The 23,266-nt window shown below is 31.0% G+C and carries 18 protein-coding genes; 5 read left to right on the top strand and 13 right to left on the bottom strand.

Going from position 1 to position 23,266, the window contains the following annotated elements; all coding sequences use genetic code 11:
- The first annotated feature begins 4 nt into the window (after positions 1-4).
- Both V9L04_RS08225 and V9L04_RS08230 read left to right on the top strand, forming a co-directional pair.
- On the top strand, positions 5-1,048 hold the full coding sequence (locus V9L04_RS08225; protein WP_338793613.1) for an IS630 family transposase: 1,044 nt from the start codon (positions 5-7) through the stop codon (positions 1,046-1,048).
- 58 nt (positions 1,049-1,106) lie between these two features.
- Positions 1,107-1,802 (top strand): transposase, encoded by a 696-nt coding sequence (locus V9L04_RS08230; RefSeq protein ID WP_338793614.1) that lies wholly within the window; start codon positions 1,107-1,109, stop codon positions 1,800-1,802.
- Positions 1,803-2,043: 241 nt separating this feature from the next.
- On the opposite strand, the gene V9L04_RS08235 is transcribed toward V9L04_RS08230, so the two are convergent.
- From V9L04_RS08235 to V9L04_RS08260, 6 genes are all read right to left on the bottom strand, one after another.
- Positions 2,044-3,567, bottom strand: coding sequence for a hypothetical protein (locus V9L04_RS08235; protein ID WP_338793615.1), 1,524 nt, complete (start codon positions 3,565-3,567; stop codon positions 2,044-2,046).
- 230 nt (positions 3,568-3,797) lie between these two features.
- Positions 3,798-4,502 (bottom strand): hypothetical protein, encoded by a 705-nt coding sequence (locus tag V9L04_RS08240; RefSeq protein WP_338793616.1) that lies wholly within the window; start codon positions 4,500-4,502, stop codon positions 3,798-3,800.
- A gap of 5 nt (positions 4,503-4,507) precedes the next feature.
- Positions 4,508-6,694, bottom strand: coding sequence for a M48 family metallopeptidase (locus tag V9L04_RS08245; RefSeq protein ID WP_338793617.1), 2,187 nt, complete (start codon positions 6,692-6,694; stop codon positions 4,508-4,510).
- 472 nt (positions 6,695-7,166) lie between these two features.
- Complete coding sequence (locus V9L04_RS08250; protein WP_338793618.1) at positions 7,167-8,732, bottom strand: Rne/Rng family ribonuclease; 1,566 nt, start codon at positions 8,730-8,732, stop codon at positions 7,167-7,169.
- A 748-nt stretch (positions 8,733-9,480) separates the two neighbouring features.
- The gene (locus tag V9L04_RS08255; RefSeq protein WP_338793619.1) at positions 9,481-10,419 is read right to left on the bottom strand and encodes a tetratricopeptide repeat protein; all 939 of its coding nucleotides are present in this window, start codon (positions 10,417-10,419) and stop codon (positions 9,481-9,483) included.
- Positions 10,420-10,583: 164 nt separating this feature from the next.
- A complete protein-coding gene (locus V9L04_RS08260) occupies positions 10,584-10,922 on the bottom strand; it encodes an HU family DNA-binding protein (RefSeq protein ID WP_338793620.1) in 339 nt (112 codons plus the stop codon).
- 902 nt (positions 10,923-11,824) lie between these two features.
- Here V9L04_RS08260 and V9L04_RS08265 point away from each other — a divergent pair.
- A complete protein-coding gene (locus V9L04_RS08265; protein ID WP_338793621.1) occupies positions 11,825-12,445 on the top strand; it encodes a chemotaxis protein in 621 nt (206 codons plus the stop codon).
- Positions 12,446-12,457: 12 nt separating this feature from the next.
- Here the strand turns inward: V9L04_RS08265 and thrC are convergent, their stop codons facing one another.
- From thrC to V9L04_RS08285, 4 genes are all read right to left on the bottom strand, one after another.
- The gene (gene thrC, locus V9L04_RS08270) at positions 12,458-13,765 is read right to left on the bottom strand and encodes a threonine synthase (RefSeq protein ID WP_338793622.1); all 1,308 of its coding nucleotides are present in this window, start codon (positions 13,763-13,765) and stop codon (positions 12,458-12,460) included.
- A gap of 86 nt (positions 13,766-13,851) precedes the next feature.
- Entirely contained in the window at positions 13,852-15,342 is a 1,491-nt protein-coding gene (locus V9L04_RS08275) for a SpoIIE family protein phosphatase (RefSeq protein WP_338793623.1), read from the bottom strand.
- Complete coding sequence (locus V9L04_RS08280) at positions 15,339-15,995, bottom strand: hypothetical protein (RefSeq protein WP_338793624.1); 657 nt, start codon at positions 15,993-15,995, stop codon at positions 15,339-15,341. Before V9L04_RS08280 ends, V9L04_RS08275 begins: the two co-directional genes overlap by 4 nt.
- Before the next feature lie 12 nt (positions 15,996-16,007).
- Positions 16,008-17,750, bottom strand: coding sequence for an FAD-dependent oxidoreductase (locus V9L04_RS08285; protein WP_338793625.1), 1,743 nt, complete (start codon positions 17,748-17,750; stop codon positions 16,008-16,010).
- A gap of 274 nt (positions 17,751-18,024) precedes the next feature.
- Here V9L04_RS08285 and V9L04_RS08290 point away from each other — a divergent pair, with 274 nt between their 5' ends.
- Together V9L04_RS08290 and sbcD are read left to right on the top strand one after the other, a co-directional pair.
- A complete protein-coding gene (locus V9L04_RS08290; RefSeq protein WP_338793626.1) occupies positions 18,025-19,353 on the top strand; it encodes a deoxyribodipyrimidine photo-lyase in 1,329 nt (442 codons plus the stop codon).
- A 104-nt stretch (positions 19,354-19,457) separates the two neighbouring features.
- On the top strand, positions 19,458-20,699 hold the full coding sequence (sbcD, locus tag V9L04_RS08295) for an exonuclease subunit SbcD (protein WP_338793627.1): 1,242 nt from the start codon (positions 19,458-19,460) through the stop codon (positions 20,697-20,699).
- 104 nt (positions 20,700-20,803) lie between these two features.
- Here sbcD and V9L04_RS08300 read toward each other — a convergent pair whose 3' ends face one another.
- The 3 genes from V9L04_RS08300 to nusB form a co-directional block, all read right to left on the bottom strand.
- Positions 20,804-21,343, bottom strand: coding sequence for a DUF1573 domain-containing protein (locus V9L04_RS08300; RefSeq protein WP_338793628.1), 540 nt, complete (start codon positions 21,341-21,343; stop codon positions 20,804-20,806).
- A 136-nt stretch (positions 21,344-21,479) separates the two neighbouring features.
- Entirely contained in the window at positions 21,480-21,785 is a 306-nt protein-coding gene (locus V9L04_RS08305) for a YtxH domain-containing protein (RefSeq protein ID WP_338793629.1), read from the bottom strand.
- 172 nt (positions 21,786-21,957) lie between these two features.
- Positions 21,958-23,130 carry a transcription antitermination factor NusB gene (nusB, locus tag V9L04_RS08310; protein WP_338793630.1) on the bottom strand — a complete coding sequence of 391 codons (1,173 nt, stop codon included), beginning with the start codon at positions 23,128-23,130 and terminating at the stop codon, positions 21,958-21,960.
- Positions 23,131-23,266: the final 136 nt, after the last annotated feature.

Here is a 23,266-nt window from a genome sequence, read left to right on the forward strand (position 1 = left end):
GCTTATGAATTTTCAACTTAGTATTTCTGAACGAGATATTTTAAAAGATTATCGTAAAAGTTCTTCAGGAAAGAAGGACTATATTCGTTGTACTGTTCTTTTAGGTCTTGACCAAGGTAAGTCAGCAAAAGAGTTGTCAGAGCTTTTAGGTGTTGATTTAAGTAGTGTTTATAATTATGTAAAAAGTTATAATTCCTGTGGTCTTTCTGGTTTTATTTCTTCTAATTATTTAGGTTTTTGGGGTAAGTTGGATAGTTTTGATTTGGCAGCTTTAGATAAAGAACTTCGTTCTCACTTGCATAAAAACTGCCAGTCTATTGCTTATTGGATAAAAGAAAATTTAGGTATTGATTACGCTATTAAAAGTCTTCCTAGTTTGATGAAACGTCTAGGTTTTTCTTATAAAAAGACAAAAACAGTTCCTGCTAAAGCTGATAAAGAACTTCAAACTCACTTTATAGAAGATATAGAGGCTTTGATAGAGCGTTTAGATTCAGAAAATGCTGTTCTACTCTACGCAGATGCTGTTCATCCTCAATGGAATACCCGAAGTAATTATGCTTGGATTCCAACAGGAGAGGAAAGAGAAATTAAAAGTAGTAGTGGTAGAAAGCGCATAAATTTGACAGGTACAGTAAACATTCAAAATCCAAGCGATATACTCATTAGTGAATCAGAAACAGTTGATTCAGAGAGTGTAAGAGAATTTTTAGATAAAGTAGAAGCAGCCTATTTAGATAAAAGCAAGGTGTATATGGTCTTAGACCAAGCCTCCTATTTCAAATCTTATTTGGTGCAAGACTGGGTATATGGCTCTAAAATAGAACTCATTTACTTGCCTGCCTACTCGCCTAATTTAAACTTAATTGAAAGACTTTGGAAGTTGATGAGAAAGAAAATAATTGATTATGAATACTACAATACATTTGAAAAATTTAGGACTAACGTCCTTGCATTTTTTGAATATATCGTTGATTATAAAGATGAGCTAGAAACACTTTTAGCACCTAATTTTCACGTCCAATTTTCGAAAACCAATTTCTATTGAGTATAGAAAAAAAGGAAAAGCTGATAAAAAAGAACCTATTCAAATAGCTAAAAAATTAGTGAATCGTTGGGGAAAGTTACAAGAAAAATTAGCTAAAGAAAATAGTGTATTACCTTCTATTCATTTTAGTTGTGATAGTGGCTATAGTGATGTTTCATTGAGTGAAGAATGTACCAACCAATCAACAAGTTTGATTTATATTAGTGTACCTAAAAAAAATCATATTATTATAGTAAATAATAAAAAAACAAACTCAAAAGAATATATAGATCGTGTTTTTTTAGAAAAAGAAAAAAAACATCAAGAAGCGCAAAGACATCTCAAGGAAGAAGAAAAAACACCTTTTACTTTACGTCTAAAAGCGTTCTATCAATGCCAAAAAAGAGAAGTTGTTTTATTATTTTTTAGGTTAAATGGCTCAAAAAAAGTAAGTGTTATATATACCCCAAATTTGACCGTTTTTGCAAAAACATTACGAAGACATTGGTTCAATAGAACCTATATAGAACAGTTTTTCAAAACACTCAAACATGTATTAAAAATTAGTGAACCTAGAACAAAAAATAAAGAAGAATTTGAAAATAAACTTTTAAAATTTGCATTTTTGGCGATTGAAGTTCAAAAAATAGTCCGATTTATTAGAAGAAAATGTAAACAATTTAAACAAAAAGGATTTATTTCTTTACAAAGGATACTCTGCTCTAACAAAGAAATACTAGACCTTTTGCAAAAGCAAATCAATATAAAAACTTGATAATCAAAATAGTAAACTAAAATCAAACTCTACAAATTAAATGTTATCACAGTTAATTATTCATGTGTGTTCAGTTTAGCTTCGCTGAGCACTACGTCGTTCTCAAAACTGAACAAAAACGCTTCCTTAGAAGCGTGATTAAAGTACAAAATGACGCTTCTGAGGAAGCGACAAATTCGCTTGCTCACAAACGAATGCACAAAACCTTATACAAAAATAACCTTGATAACGTTTATTATTTTTAATCTAATATCTCTGTGAAGGCTTTTCCTGTTTTTAACCTTACAAGTATATTCTTTTTGCCTTTTGTGTATAATGCATAGGTATCATTATTTTTATTCATGAATCTCTGCATTGATAAGTATTTGTACCCGTCAATCTTACTCGGAATTGTAAATATTTTAGTGGTAATATCTCCACATGTAGCCTTATAGATTTCTATTTCGTCATCATTAACCATAAACGTAATATATCTGGCTTCTGATTGAGCTTCTCTATTAGCTGAAGATAATTCTAAAGAAGTAATATCTTCTCCTCTTCCTATATGTAGTAAATCCCACCAATCAATTGTATTATCTTTATCTATACAAAGGGTAATTTTCTCATATCTATTTCTTCTTTGTTGATTATCCGAATATAGACTTGACTCTATCGTCATCAGAATAGCTTCATTTTCTTCTTTTTTGAGTGGGGTAGAAACCAAGGTGGCTAGTGCTATACTACCATCAGACTCTGTTACAGCTTTTTTCTTTATTTCTGCATTTAGTACAATTTTTTCATCGATATTTTTTTGTCCATCCTTAAAAGATTGTACAAATATTCCTTTTACATTATTGGTATAAGTAGATTCAAACCTCATCATGTGGCGAGATAAAAGACGAGTTTGTGGTAAATCCGAATAAAGCCCTACACACTGCAATTCTCCATTTTCTAATAAATAGTTTTTTGCTTTTCCTACATAATACTTAGACTGATCTATTTGGTACTTCTGTACTTGATCTGTTCCTAATTTCTGTACGTAGAAAGTTTGTATATGTTTTCCAATCTCGTCACTATAATATAAACTCAAATGTTTTGTTGCTTTTTTCTCAAACCTCTCATGTTCATATTCTTGATAAACCACATACTTACCATCACTAGTTAGGTCATTGAATACCTGTGATAATGAATTAAAATTAGGTTGAGTTTTTATAGACAAAAAGTTAAAAATCTTTCTAGTCTTTGGATCTACTAAAATAAGATGACTGCTTGATTCTCCTTTTATGTCAAAGGAAAGTATAGCAAGTACACCCTCTTTAAGCGATTTAACTTTATAGATAACGTCCTCTCTCAGCTTAACGTCGGTCAAAGAAGAAATATCTAGTGTCCATGATTGATCTCCTTCTAATTCTTCTTGGTATGAAAAATAAAATAAATTAGGTTTATTTTTTTGTTTGAAGATATAAATTATACTGTCTTTTTCAGAAAAAGAAGACAGACCTATTCTTTTATATTTTTTCCCATTGTATCCATCTCCTAATTTTTGATAGGTTATCTCTTCTACCTTACCACCTTTTTTAAAATCTACCCAAAAATCTTGATTTCTTACAAAACGAGGACTAACTCTAAGACTTTTATTCTGCTCGTCGTAATAAATAGATGGTACAGTATTAGGATCTATTCTTTGCTCAAACTCTCCTATAATTTCATAGTTTTGAGCAAAGCTAGAAGACAAGTATAAAAACAGAACAAAAGATAATATTATGACTTTATAAATAGATTTCATTTTTTTTAATTAATTATTTGTGAAAATTCTATTGTATACTAAATCTATTTAAGAATAGAAAAAACTACGTTCTTTGACACACAGAACATAGATAGAAAATTCATTTTACATAGAACTACGTTTGCAAACCCAGTTTTCTATGGAAAAATAGCCATTCTTAAACAACCTCACTATCCAATGAAGTTTATACTATACAATAGAAATTATTTTTAGAATTTGTGGTTTATGATTTAAAATAGTGGAACAACGACTCCCAAACGAGCAGTAAAGAACATACTTCCAAAAGCATATTGAACTGCACTAGAAGCACCCATAGGTGTCATAAAATCTGCACCTACTGTAAAAAGAGGTATTTTTCCCATTCCAAAATTGAAACCTACACCATAACCTAATAGAGTGGTAGTTTCAATAGAAGTCTTATTGTTCGAAGAAACATAACCTTCTCCAACTCTAACAAAATCTTCTCTATCTCCCATTAATCGTTGGACACGGAGCTGTTGATAGAATCCTACTGGAGCTAATCCACCTTCTCTTTTTAAGTAATTTTTGACTCCTATTGATATACTGTTAGTTCTTACTTTAGTCATGTTATCCCTGTCAGATTGCTCTGGATCAAAAGCAGAAGCACGAAAAGAAGTAGAACCTAAAGTAACACCAAATCTACGATTGATAATGTATTCTCCTTCTAAACTCCATGCTGCAGGAATTTTTATAGAAGAAAGAAAACCCTTGGTACCCGTATTATAAGGTAAATAATAATCTCCAAAAGGAATAAAGTTAATATTAGAATAAGCATTAAGAAGATAACGCTTGCCCATATATCCAACTGATGTATTTTTTGCACGTTTGTTTTGGGCATATAATGAAGAACTCACTAACATAAAGCTAAGAAGTATCAACAAACTACTCATAATTTTTTTTATAGAAATAGTCATATTTTTTATTTAGATTTTATTTGAGAAAGTTGGAAGAAAATATTTTGTTTCATATTAGTTTTCCCAAAAGGTTTTCCAGAAACGTTATACATCACTAATGGTCTAGCTCTATCCAAATCATACACTTCTGACAGAATGATAGCATCATGATTTACAAAAGTTCTGTATATATTGTAAGGGAAAAAGTAAATTGTAGGAAGCGTAAATATAAACCCAGCAGCACCAACAAAACTGTATTTACTCTGTTCGTAAGGAACTTTCAAGTCTAACATTGCCATACGAACAAAATGTCTTGTCCCAGTTCGTTGCGCTAGTTCTTCTATTTCTGTATAATTACTAGCCACAAAAGTGTACATTTCTTCTTCGTCAGGTTGAGCAATGTACCAAGAATTCACAGTAGCCAAATCATTAAAGACAGCTAACGTAATTTCTGATTTTTCTAATCCTCTTGGATCAAGAACAAGCGCATTGAGGTCTAATATTTCTGCACTTTCCTTTATAGCTTCGATAGCGTATTCTTCTTTATCAATCAATGTTTTGAGAGGAGCAAATTTCCCTCTTCCTACATTCATTTTTAAATAACGAACATCTGTAATCATTACGTTATCTATACCCAATTTAAAACCATTGTACCGAGCCTTTGCTACTCTTTCTCTGTATTCCTTCATGCCTTTACTATTTTCTTTGAAGTCTTCCCATTCTTGGTACTCGTCAAATTCTATTTTCGCTTTTTCCGAGAAACCATCAAAACGAGAATGCTTAACTATTTGATTTGTCCAAATAGAATCCAAATTATTGGTTAGTCTCAAGTTCTCTTTCAACAATTCGTCATGATAAATATAAACGTCTATCAACAAGTCAGTAATTGCCTTTTTTGCGTAAGCTGTATCTATTTTATTATCCAAGTTTGAAAAAAGATGAGTAAGTGCAAAAATAGTTTTATCTCTTTCAGTCATTTCTCCCAAAGCAGCATACCAGTTTTTATCCTTCCAATCTATTTCTGCATAATCATAATTCATGCTTATTTTCTCTTCTATATTTCCGTATTTTGCTATTCCATAGAGAGATTTAGCAATAGCTACATCAGTAGAAATACTTTGATTATATTTTCCAATAAGAGAAAAACTTTGGTAAATAGCATCTATATATTTATTTTGTACTAGTTGACTCTGTAATATTTCGTAATCAGCTATTTTTTTTAGGTCTTTAAACTCTGCTTCTGCTGCAACCACATACAAAGCATTCTGATTTTGGGTTTCTGTTATCCTTTTAGAAATATTTTTGATACGTGCTTCTATGTTTGGATGAGTAGAAAGTTCTTCGTCTTTATCTTCATTTTGGTAATCAGCTTCCAAACCAATCCATTTTCCAACTTGTGCATAAGGAGGAGTTCGCTCTCTAAATACAGAATCTCCAAACTCTTTTATATACTCATTCATAAAAAATGTTTTTTTGAAAGCTATATCATTTTTCAGTGTATCAGAATTATCTAACATTTTGAAGCCACTAACAGAAGCATCTTGATCATACGATGTCTTTCCAAAAAGGTCTAATCCATATTCGTCTGCTTCTATTTCTTGAGATTTAGAATAATTGCTAATATTGAGACGTGCTGTATAATCTACTTTTTCTCTATTAGAATTTTTCCAAGTAAATCTACCTACATTTCTTTGCTCTTCTTTACTATAAGTATATCGGTTTACACTATGCTGTTTTACATAATGTGAAATTTCATGGGCTAAAATATAAGCCAATTGGGCTTCATTTTCACAACTTGCAATAAGTCCAAGATTTACAAAAATAAATCCTTCTGAAGTAGTAAAAGCGTTAACAACAGTAGATTTAACAGTATAAACCTGAATTTTTTGACGTAAAGCTGCATCATCTTTTAAAATAACATCAACAATATTATTGAGGTAACGAGTAACTGTATCTCCAAAAACAATTTTACCACTCCAAAGAAGCTGATTAATAGCATATCCACTAATAACATTAAAATCATCTAACTCTGCATCCGTTCTGGTCTGAGAATTTATTGCATAGTTTTCCTTTACAGTATTGAGAAAAGCAGGTGGGATTTCACCTTCTGATTTAAGAGACTGGTGTAGATAATCTTGTTGTGCATAAAGATTTGAAGTATCTACAATCAATACACTAAATAATAATAGTAAGACAAGTAAGATTTGTTTCATTAATATGAATAAATAGATTTTTGAATAAAAAAGAATTACAAATTTAGTAAAAAAAATTAACTTTAATTTAAATCACGACATTACTCTAGGGTAAACGCACGAAAAAAAATTGTACTCGTTTAAAGCAAATCAAGCTAGTTTTTAACTTTGCAAAGTTAATATACTCTGATAATTAAAGTGCGTTTAAACACACTGAAAGCAGTATAAAAAGTTTCGTGCGTTTACCCTAACATTACTCTAAAACATTATATTAGGGTGGAAAATTTTATCAAAAAAAAACCTTAGCCGTTCCGTTGGCTAAGGTTTTTCTTGCTTTTGCACAAAAGGAGAGGGAAATATTCTCTTTTGTTAAGTCTTTTGTAGTTCTCTAAGTAGGTGACAATTAAATGTCTTTTTTTATATAAATGAAAGTGAATAAATAGAATTAATACAACTATTCAATCAACTTTGTAAGTTTTCTGTTAAAATGGGATTATCCCATTTCTATTTCTTCTCCATTGGCATTATAAAAATGATGCTGTGTGAGAGCTAAAGAAGAATCTTTTACTAATGTTACCCATTTGTAATATTTAAAAAACCATTTCATACGTTCGGAAATAAATCCTGCTGTAAAAAAAGCATATAAATAAGGATGTAAAGCAATAGTAACTTTCTTCTCATTTTGTTTGCCTAAGATATAGTCTAGCTTGTGTGTAATAGCTTCAGCTACACCAATAGATGCCGAAATTTTGCCTGTTCCGTTACACGAAGGACAAATTTCTCTAGTTGCAATGTTTAGTTCGGGACGCACACGCTGACGTGTAATTTGCATCAATCCAAACTTAGAAAGTGGTAAAATAGTAAATTTGGAACGATCGGTTTGCATGACTTTTTTCATGTGGTCATACAAGGCACGACGATTCTCTAATTTTCGCATATCTATAAAGTCAATCACAATAATTCCTCCCATATCACGAAGTTGCAACTGACGTGCAACCTCTGCTCCAGCCTCCATATTGACTTTAAGTGCAGTAGTTTCTTGGTCGTTTTCTGAGGACGATTTGTTACCACTATTTACATCTACAACGTGCAGAGCTTCTGTATGTTCGATAACCAAATATCCACCACTTGGCAAACTTACTGTTTTTCCAAATAGCAATTTGAGTTGTCTTTCAATACCAAAGGTTTCAAAAATTTTGCCTCTTCCGTTATACATCTTTACGATGCGTTCTTTATCAGGGGCAATTTTATGAATATATTCCTTTATAGTATCAAATGTACTTGCGTCATCTACTGTAATGCTATCAAAACTCTCATTTAAGAGGTCTCTGAGCATAGAAGTTGCTTTGCTAATTTCTCCAATTACTTTATCTCTAGGCTTTGCCTTAGCAAGATTTGCCATTCCTCCACGCCATTTATCAGAAAGTGTACTCATATCTCTGTCGAGTTCTGCTACATCTTTTCCTTCTGCAACTGTCCGTACAATTACTCCAAAACCTTCTGGCTTGATAGAATCTATAAGACGTTGAAGACGACGGCGTTCGGTTTTGCTAGTAATTTTACGAGAAATAAGAACACGTTCATCAAAAGGCACTAACACCAAATATCTACCAGCTAATGAAAGCTGACACGACAAACGAGGTCCTTTTGTTGAAATTGGTTCTTTAACTACTTGTACCAAAACAAGCTGATTTGGCTTCAAAACATCACCCATTTTACCGAGTTTATCTATTGGCTTTTCAAGCTGGAAGTTGGTAAACTTGTAGTCTTGCTGTCCGTTTTTTGGATTATTACTACGTACTTGCTTCGTATATTTTATCAAAGAACTTACATTTGGACCTAAATCCAAATAATGCAAAAATGCATCTTTTTCATATCCAATGTCTATGAAAGCTGCATTCATGCCTGGAACAATACGTCTTACTGTTCCTAAATACATATCTCCTACTGAAAACTGATGATTTCCCTCATCGTGATGAAACTCTACTAAGTTTCTATCTTGCAAAAGCGCAATTCGCCCTCCTTCAGGAGTGGCATTAATTACTAATTCGTTACTCACATTCGTAATTCGATTAGTTGAATAATTTATCTAAACTAACCTGCGCTTTAACTCGGTTAGGAAGATTCTTTGCTTCGTTTATGGCTAGGCATAAAGAATGCAAATTTTGTAGCAGACAATCCAATACAGTTGTTTTGCTTGTCTTAAATAGTATTGATAAGAGTTTTAATAATCTATCTCAAAAATACATCAGAAAGTGTTTGCTACATTTTGCCACAAACGCTTTTCAATACCAAAAGCAGAAACTTTCAGAAACAGATAAAATCTGTTTATATAAAAGTGTCTGCTTTTGTAAAGAGTGTCAATTATTTTTTCTTATGACGATTTTTACGAAGACGTTTTTTACGTTTATGAGTAGCAATCTTGTGTCTTTTACGTTTTTTTCCGCAAGGCATAATGTTTTGATTTAAATGATTAAAATTTTATAAAAATGATTTTGAAATATAATTATTAATAAATGACTGTATTAGAAAAAACACAATCCAATTTATTATATAAGTCAAATAAAGTATAAGGTTGATTTAGTGAATTTTGCCGTTTTTCAAAAGAATTGAAATCTAAATCATAAAAGGCTTTGTTTGAGTAAAAATTTGAAACAAAATATACTCAAAAATTGTAAGGAAACCAATTTTAATTGATTTTAATTACTCTACACCTAATTTTGGCAAATATACCATAAATAGTGCAAAAATCATACAATTAATAAAAAAATAGTAAGTTTTACACAATTTGTCAGTTTATTTCACGTTTAGAGTCCTTTTAAATACTCTTTAGCTGCTTCTTTCAAAGCTGGGTCAGTTGCATTATCAAAGACAAACTCTAATTGTTTTCTAGCTTTTTCTTTTGCTCCTGTTTCTTTGTAGCTTACTCCCAAATACAAATGAGCCGAGACATCATCGGGCTTGAGTTCTACTAATCTCTCAAAACGAGTAACAGCTTTGTCATACTGCCCAGACTGTACAGAAAGTAATCCTAAATTCTCAATCGCCTTTGTATGATTTGGGTCTTGCTCTACAATTTCTCTAAGCATTGCAATTCCCTTCATCGGATTAGGAGTTGTTACATAGGTCATTGCAAGTTGTGCCTTTGCATCTGTATTTTTTGGATTTTCCTTCAAAACTAACTCATAATACTTCCTTGCTTTTTCAGAGGCTGCACTTGCTTTTGTTGGATTAATAGCAAAAACAGAGGCTTCATAATAGGCATCAGCAGCAGCAAGATTATGTCCTAAAGTTGGATTTTCTTCTGCTTCAATAGCCAAATAATAGGCTGCACTATCAAACAAGCTAATTTTTTTGAGATTTTCAATAAAGTTCTCTAAGGCTTGATGTTTATCATTATGACTTACATTTTTTGTATTAGAAACTTCAAAATAAAGAGTACGAGCTGAGTTTAATAATTCTTTATCTTCTTCTGAAACAGTCATCATGTGCTGTGTAGTAGCATTTTGAGTGTCTTCATTTGCTTCTGAATTACTATGGTCATGTCCGTCGTCTTCACTATGTCCATCAGGAATAGTATTTTCCTGACTAAATTCTTGATTGAGAGAAGAAGAAGCCGAAACCACACCTTTATCACGATTTGCAGAAGTATCAGAATCATTTTTTACAACCCCTTTGGGTAAAAAAGCCAAAAGAGCTGTTAGTCCAACTCCTGCTGCGATAAGTGAATACTGTTTGATTTGCATAACTTGAAAACAATGGTAAATGATTAATGATGAATGGTAAATTATGAAGACAATACGTTAAATATATTTTTATTAAAATAGGTTTTATTAAAAAATATACTTCAATATTAAACTATGACTTAATGAAATTTCATAATTTACCATTTATAATTCATAATTATAATTTAAGCTGTTGCTTTCATTCTTCTATCAGACTCTTCTAATTCTACTTCTGCAAGTAGTTTTTCGCTAGTTTTTACAGCTTCTACAAATGTTTTGGCTGGTTTGAAACTAGGAACAAAGTGAGGTTCGATAACCATTGGTTTTTTGGCTGCAATATCACGAGCTACTTTTCTAGCTCTTTTTTTATTGACAAAGCTTCCGAATCCACGAACATAAATGTTCTCTCCCTCTGCCATGTTGTCTTTTACTACATTAAAAAATTCTTCTACGATATTTTGAACGTCGAATTTATCTTTTTCGGTGCGGTTAGCAATTTCTGCAATAAGATCTGCTTTAGTCACTGTGGTTGTTTTTTTAGGTTAAAAGAATGAATTTTAAATAAAATTGATGCTGAGTTTGATGTATCAAAACCAGTTTATCAAAAATAAAATTCAATAAGTATGATAACAAAAATCAAAATAACAGATAGAATATTCTATCTAACTCTAATTTTTATATAGAATTTGGTGGAGTATTTAATAAAATAGTTTACTAACTAAACTATTTGCATAAACAATTTCCCAATTATATTCAATTGATATTTAGTTGTTTGTGTTCCAAATAAGGATAAAATAGCAAAATCAAACAAGTAAGAAAAATCAATATATAACCAAACAAACTATTGTAAAAAATATCAAACTCAGAATATAAAATCATGTAATAAGATTTCTGCGTATATTCTAACTTTAAAACTCTATTTTACAGTCCATTTTTAATTATTTTTTTTTATCTTTTTTGAAGTTATAGTTTAATAAATTAACTTTTATTTGATAATATACCAAAACTAATCACTTCATTGTCAGATTGTTGTCAATCCTTTTGGGAGTGCAAAGGTACTTTTGTAATTTGTATTTAGCAAGTAAAATTCTATTAAAAATTTGTTTTTATAGTAAGGTAACATCTTGAATTAAATTATTCTCAAGAGAAATCCTGTTGTTTATCTATTTTTTTCACAAGTTTTGAATCATTTTTAGTTGCAAAAATAGTTTGAAAGTCATCTTTCTAATTCACAAATACTAAATTACTGAAAATGAATGAATTAGCAAGTTTTTTTTATTAAAAAATAATATAACAGGAGTTGTTGTGTCTAGTTTATTTAAAATTGAATGAAACAAAATGATAATTGATAGTATTACTATAAACTTTTTAGTAAATGTAGAGTTATGAGTTTCTAAAGGTTCATCTCATAAAAAAAGGTTTGATTATGAAAAATACTGTCAAGAAAATAATGTGGATAACTGGAATATTATTTATTTTTTTACTGGTCTTAGCCACTAACCTAATAGATAGAGACCATATTAAAGGCATCAGAGCTTCTGTTTCTACCATGTATAAAGATAGATTGATTGTCAAAAACTTGATTTATAACATTTCTAACCTTACACAAGAAAAAAGAATTGCCTTTTTACTTTCAGATTCTAATTTTTATTCTACGAAAAATGCTGCTATAAACGACTCTATTTATACTTTAATTGATAAATTTTCAAAGACACAACTTACTTCCAACGAAACACACTACTTAGAAAGGTTGTATAACAATTTTAAAGATGTGGAAGTATTAGAAAACCAATCCTTGAATAATAGAGATATTTTGCAAGATAAAGAGTGGAGGAACACCATGGAAACAAAGTTATTACGACTCAGAAATAACCTTAACTCTTTATCTGATATACAAATTAATGAAGGAAAAAGAGAGTTAGCTAGAGTAAACAGAGCCTTTAATACAATAGATTTATTTACCAATATAGAAATTGCTTTTCTTGTTATAATTGGTATTATTACTCTTCTAATTGTACTTTATCCTACAAAACAAGAAAAACAATAGTTTGATTAGAGTTTAATTTTTTGTTAGAAATTCTTTCAAATCATCAAATTTAGAAGACAGAGAAACAACTTCTTTATCTTTTCTCAATACTTCTTCCAAAAAAGGAGGCATTTCTAATTCGACATCCAAAATGGTTTGTTTAACTACTTCATAATACTTGGCTGGATGAGCTGTAGCAAGAAAAATTCCTACTTCACTTTCTGGTGTAAGATAGTTTTTGAGTGCAGCATAAGCGACTGTAGAATGAGGATCTGCCAAATAATTATAACCTTCATAAAGATCCTTGAGGGTATTTTTTGTTCTTCGGTCAGTTAGCCTATAGCCTGCAATATCTGCCGAAAAGCGAGTATAAGAGTGATTGTATAGAGTCAGTAAACGTCTAAAATTAACTGGATTGCCTGTATCCATCGAACTAGAAATAGTGCGAACAGCAGGACGAGGTTCAAAACTTCCATTGAGTAAATACTGTGGAACAACATCATTTATATTCGTTGCAGCAATAAACCGACTGATTCGAAGACCCATTTTTTTGGCAATAATTCCTGCTGTTATGTTTCCAAAGTTACCACTTGGGACTGAAAAAATAGCTGTTCGTTTTTCGCCTTTCAACTGAGCAACAGCCCAAAAATAATATACACATTGTGGTAAAAGACGAGCAATATTATAAGAATTAGCTGTTGTAAGTTGTATTCTTTTATTGAGTTCTTTATTTGTAATGGCTTCTTTGACAAGCCTTTGACAATCTTCAAAAGTTCCATCAATTTCCAAAGCTATAATATTCTTGCCCCATGTATTGAGTTGTTTTTCTTGCAATAAACTCAATTTATTTTTTGGATAAAGAATACAAAGTTTTATACCTTCTTTTTCGAAAAATGCACTTGCTGCTGCACTTCCTGTATCACCTGTTGTGGCTACTAAAACAGTTATTTCTTTTTTGTCTTTATTTTTTGCTAAAAAATAACTCATCAATGCTGCCATAAAACGCATTCCTACATCTTTGAAAGAAAGTGTACTGCCATGAAAAAGCTCTAATGAATACACTTCTTTTTCATAAATTTCTACTAATGGAATTTCAAAATCAAATGTCTTTTCAATTATTTCTTCTAAATCTTGTTCAGGGATTTCATTTCCAAATAAATTCAAACAGATTTTCAAACAAATCTCTTTAAAAGAAAAAGTATGAAGATTCAATAAAAATTCTTTTGGTAAAAGATTTATTGTTTCAGGCATCAAAAGACCTCCATTTGAGCTAAAAGTTTGAAATAAGGCTTCACTTAGTGAACCGACCTGTGCATCTCCGTTTGTACTAGAATAATTCATTAAAAGTAATCAAGAAAGGACTAAAGAATAAGATTTTGATAAAAATAAAAAATCATTTTGCCAAAACCTATATTATCATTTATTTTTTAGTTAATTCCTTTTCTATCCACCTTAAAACCCATCAATAAAATATCATCTACCTGATTTTCTTCTCCTTCCTTCATCCAGTTCTCAATAGTAGACGTAAATATTTCTTTTTGTTTTGAGAAAGGTTGAGCATACTGCTCTAAAGCTATTTTTTTAAGATTTTTCTTCATAAACTTTCGTCCTGCTTTTCCTCCAAATTGATCTTGATATCCATCTGAGCCTGTGTAAAACACTGTTGGTTTTGAAATATCAATTATTTGTTTGGAATATTGTCTGTCTTTTCCATAATGATTACTACCTATTGGTTTTTTGTCAGCTTTCAGTTCTATCAACTCATTATCTTGAATAAAATAAATAGAATTCATAGCTCCTGCAAATTCAGCAATTGGAATAGAATCATAGATAACCAAAACACTTACATCCATTCCATCAGCACTTTTTCCTTCTTCTTGTTGTAGCGATTTATAGATATAATCATGTAAATGGTTGAGAATTTTGTCAGCTCTGAAAATGCCTTCCTGAAAAACAATAGAATTAAGTCCTGTAACACCAAGCATAGACATAAATGCCCCTGGCACTCCGTGTCCAGTACAGTCTGCTGTTACAATGATAGCACAGTCTTCTAATTTTTCAAACCAATAAAAATCGCCTGAAACTATATCACGTGGTTTGTTAAGTATAAAAAACTCATCCTTAAAATAACCTTTAATTTTTTTATCGATGGGTAAGAGTGCATTTTGAATACGACTAGCATACAAAATACTTGACCTTACTTCTGTATTTTGCTTTTCTATAAGTCTGTTTTTATCTCGTACTACTTCAAGAATAGTTGCAAGTTCTTCTTTTTGTTGAAATAACTCTTCATTACTTGCTGCTATCTCATCTTGTTGTTCTGTGAGTTGTAGATTTTTTTCTTCTACAATCTTTTTGAATTTTTCTTGCTGTTTGAAAAAATATTCTAAAACAAAATAAAAAATTGCAGGAATAACAATACTATTACTAACAAAAAATAGTAAACTTATATTTTTTGGAACATTACTAGAAGTATTTTGCAAAAATATAAACTCTAATACTCCTGTTAATATTACTACTAAACAATAAGAATAAAAAAATAAACGAGAAGCTCTTACACTTTGAATAGTTAATGCACTAATTGGAGCTAATGAGGAAGCTAAAATTACAGCACTACCAGCCACAAAACCTCCTAAACTAAGTTGAGAGCCTATTGGATTAATTAGTAACATTATTAATCCAACTATACGAAAGACTTTATAATTATGAGTAAATTTTAAGTAAGTTAGATTTAAGGCTACAAACATCAGATAAATAAATCCTGTAATGACAGCTCCATATTGATTAAAAAAGATATATGTACTTCCCCACAAAATACCTCCTAAAGCAGAGAATACAGTAATTCTTAAAAATGCATTTCTTTTAGTCTGTTCCTCAACAGATAACTTTTCAAATCCAAATATACTAGCAACACTCATATTTTTTCTTTTCTAAATTTCCCTACAAGGTATATATAAATAATATCTAGTATAAATGTAATTACAGTCATGGCAAGCATAAAATGTTGGTCTGGATATGCCCAAAAACAGAATACACTCGTTAAAGTTGTTCCTAACATTTTATACCAAGCTACGTCATAACGTAATGCAATAGCAATTTCTTTTGGTTGCCTAAGAACAAGTAAAATAAAAAGTAATGACATATTTGCATTTACTAGATACGCTGCAACTGCACCAATAGGATCTATATATTCTTTAGTAAAAAAATATATTCCCACCATCCAACCTATTACACCAAAAATAAACAGAGGTTTAAAGGCTTGTCGTTGATTTTTGTTATCTATTTGTTTATAACCATACTGGAATAACAAATAAACAATTACTATATCTAGTATGCACCAAATTCTATAGCCCCATTCAAAAAATAATCCCATATCAGTATGAAATACTGTACTCCATAGAATTTCCCAAGCAAAATTAGCAGCAATAGCAGCAATAGGGATACCAACATATTGTTTTTTGAAACCATCTTTGATTACAAGAATATAAGTTATTACCCAAAATAGAGCTGCTATTCCAAATAAAACAAGTTGTCCAACAGAATATCTCTCAAGATTAAACCACTCATTCATAAAATTAATTGTTTATAAAATCCCCAAAATATCTTTAAAGCTTACCCAAGCTATATTCAGCCAATTTACAATATTGTATGGAAAAGGTAGTTTTCCATCTTTTTCTACTTTCCAAGGAAGTCCTTTTCGAAAACGAGTAAGGTCATACCAACGATAAACGTGTAAAATATCTGGCTCGTGTAAATCCCAAATTTCACAATACTTGCCAGAATAATTTTCATAATTTAGAATTGCATTGACTGCTCTTCGTGCAGCTTCATTTGCTCCTTCCATAGTTGCAAGGTCAGTATTTGTTCTTACATAATCCGAAGCTAAGAAAAAATTAGGAATATTGGTGTAAGCATCTGGGCGAAGTATCCAAGTATTTATCTTATTTACAAGTAAAGGTTCTTCATTTGTGGTTGCCATATTTTTCTGAAACCCAATATCTCTATCAAGATAATAATCTTCCAGCATGTCATCCGTCAAAACTTCCTGTCCGTCTACATTAAGACTTCGTTTGAGTTCTGCCCAAACTTCATCTTTTACCTCATCTTTAGAAATACATTGACTTGCTTGTTTACCATTAAGACCCTCTGTAAACCAATCTGAAATATCTACTGAAAAAACACCTCTGACCTTTCCATTACCTCTGTCTTCAATAGTATAATTTGTCCAAAACTGAAGTTGAGAAATAGAAGTTAATGCCCAAGGCGAATCAGTATAAATAGTATGTCCTTTATTAAGTTTTACGTCTTTATTTAAATAAAATTGAATTCCTGTCATCCAAGAAACATCATTTGTAAGACTTTGGATACCTTTTAAAACAGGATCTGCCTCTAGTATTTCTTCTGTCAGAAGCTCATTCATTCTTTCAACAGGAACACAAGAAATAAAATAATCTGCTAAAACCTGTTTTTCATTTCCTTCTTTATCTTTTACAGTAGCTGAATTTATTTTTCCATTTACACATGAAATATGAGTTACTTCATGATGATGAAAATAATTTACTCCTTTTTCTAACAAATAATCTCTCCAAGGATAAAGCCATGCTTCATTGGTAGGTTTATTCAAAACTCTATCAGCATGTGCCTTAGGGCTTCCCATCAAGAATAATAATTGCAGTAGAATATCTCCACCTGTTTTTGTACTTACTTCTTTTGCTTTAGCAGCTACCAAAGTACGTGTAAGTCCTCCTACAAAATAAGTTTGATAGGCTTCACTTTGGTTATCAGCATCTGTATATTCCCACCAAGAAATGCGTTCGTAATCACTTTTTCGACGTTGATAAGAACTTGTAGCTAATTTCCATAATTTTTTAGCAAAAAATTCGGCATCTTGATGTGTAAGTCCTGTAACTTGTGGAGCTTCTACAAAATCGTGAAGAATTATTTTTAAGTCTTTAAGAGATTTGGGGAAATTCACAAGGGTAACCAAAGGAGGTTTATCAAAACTAGCCATCATAGCTGTTTCTGAAAAAACTAAATTATCAAAACAAGTTTGTTTTTTTCCATCTGCATCTATGAAAGGTGTTCTTTGCATAGTATCAACAATATGACGATAAAATCCAGGAAAAAAACGAAAACCATGTTCACCAGGAAGAGGTTTTAAATAAGGGTCTTGCTCTTCTCCAAAATAATCCACACTACGAGCTTTTCCACCTACATAATGAGGTTGTTTTTCATAGACTTCTACTTCAAAGCCTCGTTCAATAAGCTCATGTGCTGCACTCATTCCAGCAACACCACCTCCTAGAATAGCTACTTTTTTAGCCATTGTAATAGAATTATTTTAATAATAGTTAAGTAAATTTTATAGTGTAAGAAAGGAATTTTTTACAAAAAAAGCAAGTTTTTTTATTTCCAATTCATTTTTCCTAAAACTTTCAACTCAATAAATTACTATTTTTTTTTCATAATTTTATTGTTAAAATGTATTTTTTATTCTAGACAGAAAAATAAGATTTTGTCATCACATTTTTTCAAAACAATAAAAATAAATAGAGAGTTAGCAAGACATTAAAAAAAATAAAAACTATTCTTAAAATAATATGCCTAGTAAAAAACAAATTTCTATCTTTTGGTTTCGTAGAGATTTACGTCTTGATGATAATGCAGGATTGTATCACGCCTTGCGCTCAGAATTTGAAGTATTGCCTCTTTTTATTTATGATACAGAAATTTTGGAGCAGTTAGAAGACAAAGATGATGCACGCCTAACAATGATTTTTAGGTATTTAGATAAGATAAAAGAAGAATTAGAAAGTAAGAAAATAGGCAGTTCGTTGTGCATAAAAATAGGAAAACCCATAGAGATTTATAAAGAATTAATTGAAATCTATGATATAAAAGAAGTTTATACCAATCATGATTATGAACCTTATGCACAAATTAGAGATGAGAACATAAATGAGTTTTTAGCAGAGAAAAACATCAAATTCAAAACTTTTAAAGATCAAGTTATTTTTGAAAAAGATGAAGTTTTGAAAGATGATGGAACTCCTTATGTTGTCTATACACCGTATAGTAAAAAATGGAAAGATGCTTTAAAACCTTATTATCTCAAAAGTTATCCAACAGAAAAATATTTTGATAATTTCCTTAAAATAAATGCCTCAGAAGTATTTGATTTTCCTACTTTGAAAGAAGTAGGCTTTGAAGAGAATAAAAATCCTCATATTCCCTCAGATGATTTTCCTAAAGATATAATCAAAAATTATGAAGAAACAAGAGATTTTCCAGCAAAAGAAGGAACAAGTAGATTGAGTCCACATTTGCGTTTCGGAACAATTAGCATCCGAAAACTAGCACGACTAGCCAAAGAAACCAATGAAAAATATTTTAATGAACTAATATGGAGAGAATTTTATATGACTATTCTGTATCATTACCCAAAAGTAGTTGATACAGCTTTTCGTTCGAAATATGATAGAATTCCGTGGCGAAATAATGAGGCTGAATTTGAAAGTTGGTGTGAGGGAAAAACAGGTTATCCATTAGTAGATGCAGGAATGCGCCAACTCAATGAAACTGGTTTTATGCACAACCGTGTCAGAATGGTAGTGGCTAGTTTTCTGACAAAACATTTGCTTATCGACTGGCGATGGGGAGAGGGTTATTTTGCTAGAAAATTATTAGATTATGAGCTTTCTTCGAATAATGGAGGTTGGCAATGGGCTGCAGGAAGTGGTGTAGATGCTGCACCTTATTTCCGTGTTTTTAATCCTGAATCACAACTCAAAAAATTTGATAAAAATCAAAAATATATTCGCACTTGGATAAAAGAATATGATACCAAAAATTATCCAAAACCAATTGTAGAACATAAGATGGCACGAGAACGAGTTTTAGAAACCTATAAAAAGGCTTTAAATGATTGAAATAGAAGCATTATTAGTTTGTTTATTTTATCACTAAATTGCTCAAATTATACTAGTATCAAAGTTACTTTAAATAAAATAACTTCTGCATTAACACTAAAAACATGAAAATTCTTCACACAGCAGATTGGCATTTAGGAAAAAAATTAGGTGATTTTCCTCGTTTGGAAGAACAAAAAATCATTTTAGATGAGCTTTGTCAGATTGCTGATGCTCAAAATGTTGATGCAGTTTTAATAGCAGGAGATTTATTTGATATTCCTTTGCCTTCTAATGATGCTAATCAATTATTTTTAAAAACACTTCAACGTCTTTCAAAGAATAGTTCTCGTCCTGTGATTGCTATTGCAGGAAACCACGATTCGGCTCAATATATTGCTAATTTTAGTGTTTGGGGAAGTGAACTAGGAATTTTTCTTTTAGGGTATCCAAATGATAAACTACCAAAATTAAAGCTAGAAAATGGATTAGAGATTCTGAGAAGTGAAGAAGGTTTTTTAGAATTGATGATGCCTTCATGGGAATGTCCATTGCGCCTTTTACTTACTCCTTATGCAAATGAATTACGTTTGAAAACGTATTTTAGTTTGGATAATCAAGAGCAAGAGTTAAGAGAGTTTTTACAAAACCTTTGGCAACAGCAAGCTGACAGTTATCTTGATAAAGATGGAATCAATATCTTGATGGGGCATTTATTTGTCATGAAAAAAGGTGAGCCACAGCCAAAAGAATCTGAGGATGAAAAGTCCATTTTGGTAGGTTCTGCACAACCCATTTATACAGAAAATTTCCCTAAAACTGTTCAATATGTCGCTTTAGGACATTTACATCGTTATCATTCTACTCAAAAAGAGCCTTTTCCTGTGGTTTATAGTGGTAGTCTGTTGGCATATAGTTTTTCAGAAGCCTTTCAGAAAAAATATGTGGTTTTATTAGACGCTAAACCTGCAAAAGAAGAAGAAATAATAAAATATGAAAAAATAGAACTAACGGGTTGTAAAGAACTCAAACGAAAAACTTTTTCAGAAGTAGATAGAGCAATAGAATGGCTCAATGAAGACCAAGCTAGTACAAAACCATCTCTTATAGAACTTACTATCGAAACAGACAATTTTCTTTCTGCTGCTGATGCACAGCTTTTATATGCTGCTCATAAAGGGATTGTAGGAACAATTATTCCAAAAGTAAAGGGAAGAAATACTAATTCTGAAACTCAAATGGATTATTCAAGAAACATTGGTGATTTGTTCGTAGATTTTTTTAAAAAGCAGAATAACGGACAAGAACCTAATCAAGAAATTATGCAGCTTTTTGAAGAGGTTAGAAATGGAGAAATTAAGGAATAAAAAATCAAATATTCAGACATAAAGATTTTGTCCAACAAAAAAGCATATTCTAAAAAAAATAGAATATGCTTTTTTATTTGATTACAAAATTGAATCAATTATTTTTATTTGTAAGGCGCACCACTTGTTTTACTTTCAGCACCTTCTACATTTCCTTTGAAAGAAATAGTAGTTTGTCCACCTTCAATGTTTGCTTTTACGGTAGCTGTTTTGTTTTGCGCTCCTACTTTGCCAGAAGAATTAAAGCTAAGAGAGATTGTTCCTTCTTCACCTGGTGCAACTGGGTCTTTTGTAAAATCGGAAGCCGTACAACCACAAGAAGGCTGAACACCTGTAAGAATAAGAGGAGTTTCTCCTACATTTTTGAATTTAAAAATATGTTCTACTACTTCTCCTTCTTTGATATTTCCAAAATCGTGAACAGTTTCTTCAAACTCAATAGCAGCCAAATTTGCAGCTACTTCTGTTGTTGTTTCTGCTGTTACATTTGCAGTAGAAGCATCATCAGTTATTGTATTTGTAATTTCTGCATTTGCATTTGTTTCATCTGTGCTTGCTTCACTTGATTTTTCTCCAGAACAAGCTACAAAAAAACTACTCATTCCTAAAATAAGAAATGTTCCGATAATTTTGTTCATTTTCATATATGATTGATTTTTTGATGGAATAATTTTGATTAACAAATAGTTTTACAAAGATACTACAAATTATTTTGCTTAAGATAAAATTTAAAGCACAAATAAAATTTTGTATTTTTTAATGGTAAAACATCTTTCAAACCTACTTTTGAGTACGAATTTGAGAAATAAGTGCATCAATTTCAGAGCGTAAATCCTCTGTGCGTTCTCTTACTTCTTCAATTACTTTTTTACCTTCTTCTTGTGCATCTTTCGAAAACACACTTTCATTAGTAGAATTTATTTTATCTAAAAGAGAGTTTACTCTATCACGAGTACGATAAAGACGATAATTGAGACGACTACGAGTATTTTTTCCTTTGTCTGGAGCATATAAAATCCCAAAAAATGTTCCAATAGCTGCTGCACCCACTACGCCAGCAAGCAATCCGATGTGAGATGGTTTCATAATAATGTTATTTTTGTCAGTAATTGAGAATAAAATGAAACTCAATTACCTTTACCTTAATTTAAGTTTGTGTTTTAGTAAGCCTTGTTATTTGAATCTACTAACGCATTTTTTGATGTATTAGTTTGACAAAAAACAGATTTTGGTTTTAAGAAAACGTATTTTTCAATTTTTATTGATTATCCAAAAGTCCACGTCCACTTTTCTTAATTTTTCCTTCATTAACCAAATATTCAGAAAGTGTATCCAAAATACCATTTACAAACTCTTTACTTTTAGGAGTGCTATAGTTTTTGGCTAACTCTACATATTCATTTATCGAAACCTTTACAGGAATACTTGGACAATGTATCATTTCACTAATTGCCATTTTCAAAATCAATGTATCTGTCATGGCAACTCTATTGATATCCCAGTTTTTGAGTCGTTCACTAATAAGTTGTTCGTTCTGTAAGCTCTCATTAACTGTATTCTGAAAAAGTTCTTCAAAAAATTCTTTGTCGTCTTCCCAGTTACGTGAAAGCAAATACAATTCCACAGGTGTATTATTTACAACATTCTCTTCTTCTATATTTTTGACCGTTTTGAGAAGCATATTACGAAGAACACTACGATTTTCTGACCAATAAATATCATTTTCGTCGAAAAAGCTATCCAAAACCTCATTTTGCATAATAAAATCTCTTGTAAGACTTATCATAAATTCTTTATCTTCTAAAAAAGTAGGTTGTTTGATAGCTAGATATTTTTTATAAAACTCTTCTTCTCTAAGAAGTTTAAACCAATGTTTTATGTTTTCTGTTGCCCAGTTTGAGCCTATCAATAGCTCTTGTAGTTCTTTATGCCCTATTAAATGTTTTATTAGAGCATTATTTGTAAAATGAAGTTCTGATTCAAAGACTACTTCTTTAGAATACTGTCTTGCCTTACGAGAATTGTAATCGGCTTCTGAATGGTCAGCCAAAGACATAAGAAGTTTGAGTAGTTTGAGATAATCGTCATGAATTCCTTCTGTTTTCCTTACCATTTCTTGTTTTTGGAAACGTCTTTCCTTTTGGATTTGGGTATTATACATGCGCATAGCTTCACTAACAGCCAAATCTACATCTCCATGTTCACTTTTAGCTTCCAAAGTTTCGTTTTGATAATTTGCTTCGAAAAGTTCTTTACCTAATTTTCTTTTTTGAGCTACTTCTTCGGCTGTCGGAATGACCATCGAATTAAGATTGGGTTCAAATTTTTGATGGATATAGTCCAAAGCTAATTGATAATTGGAACGTTGAGCTTGCTCTAAAGCATACAAAGCCTGCATAGCTTTCAGGCGTAGAATACGACGATTTAACATTTTTGTATATGGAAAGTATCAAAAGGAGTGAAGAAAAAGAATAGCCATTTGCTATTCCTATCATTTGTCTAAGTTCATTTTTCTCTGTTTATTCATTTATACCGTTGTTGTTGTATTAATTCCCAACGGTATAAAT

Source organism: Bernardetia sp. MNP-M8 (genome assembly GCF_037126285.1).
Lineage (GTDB): Bacteria > Bacteroidota > Bacteroidia > Cytophagales > Bernardetiaceae > Bernardetia.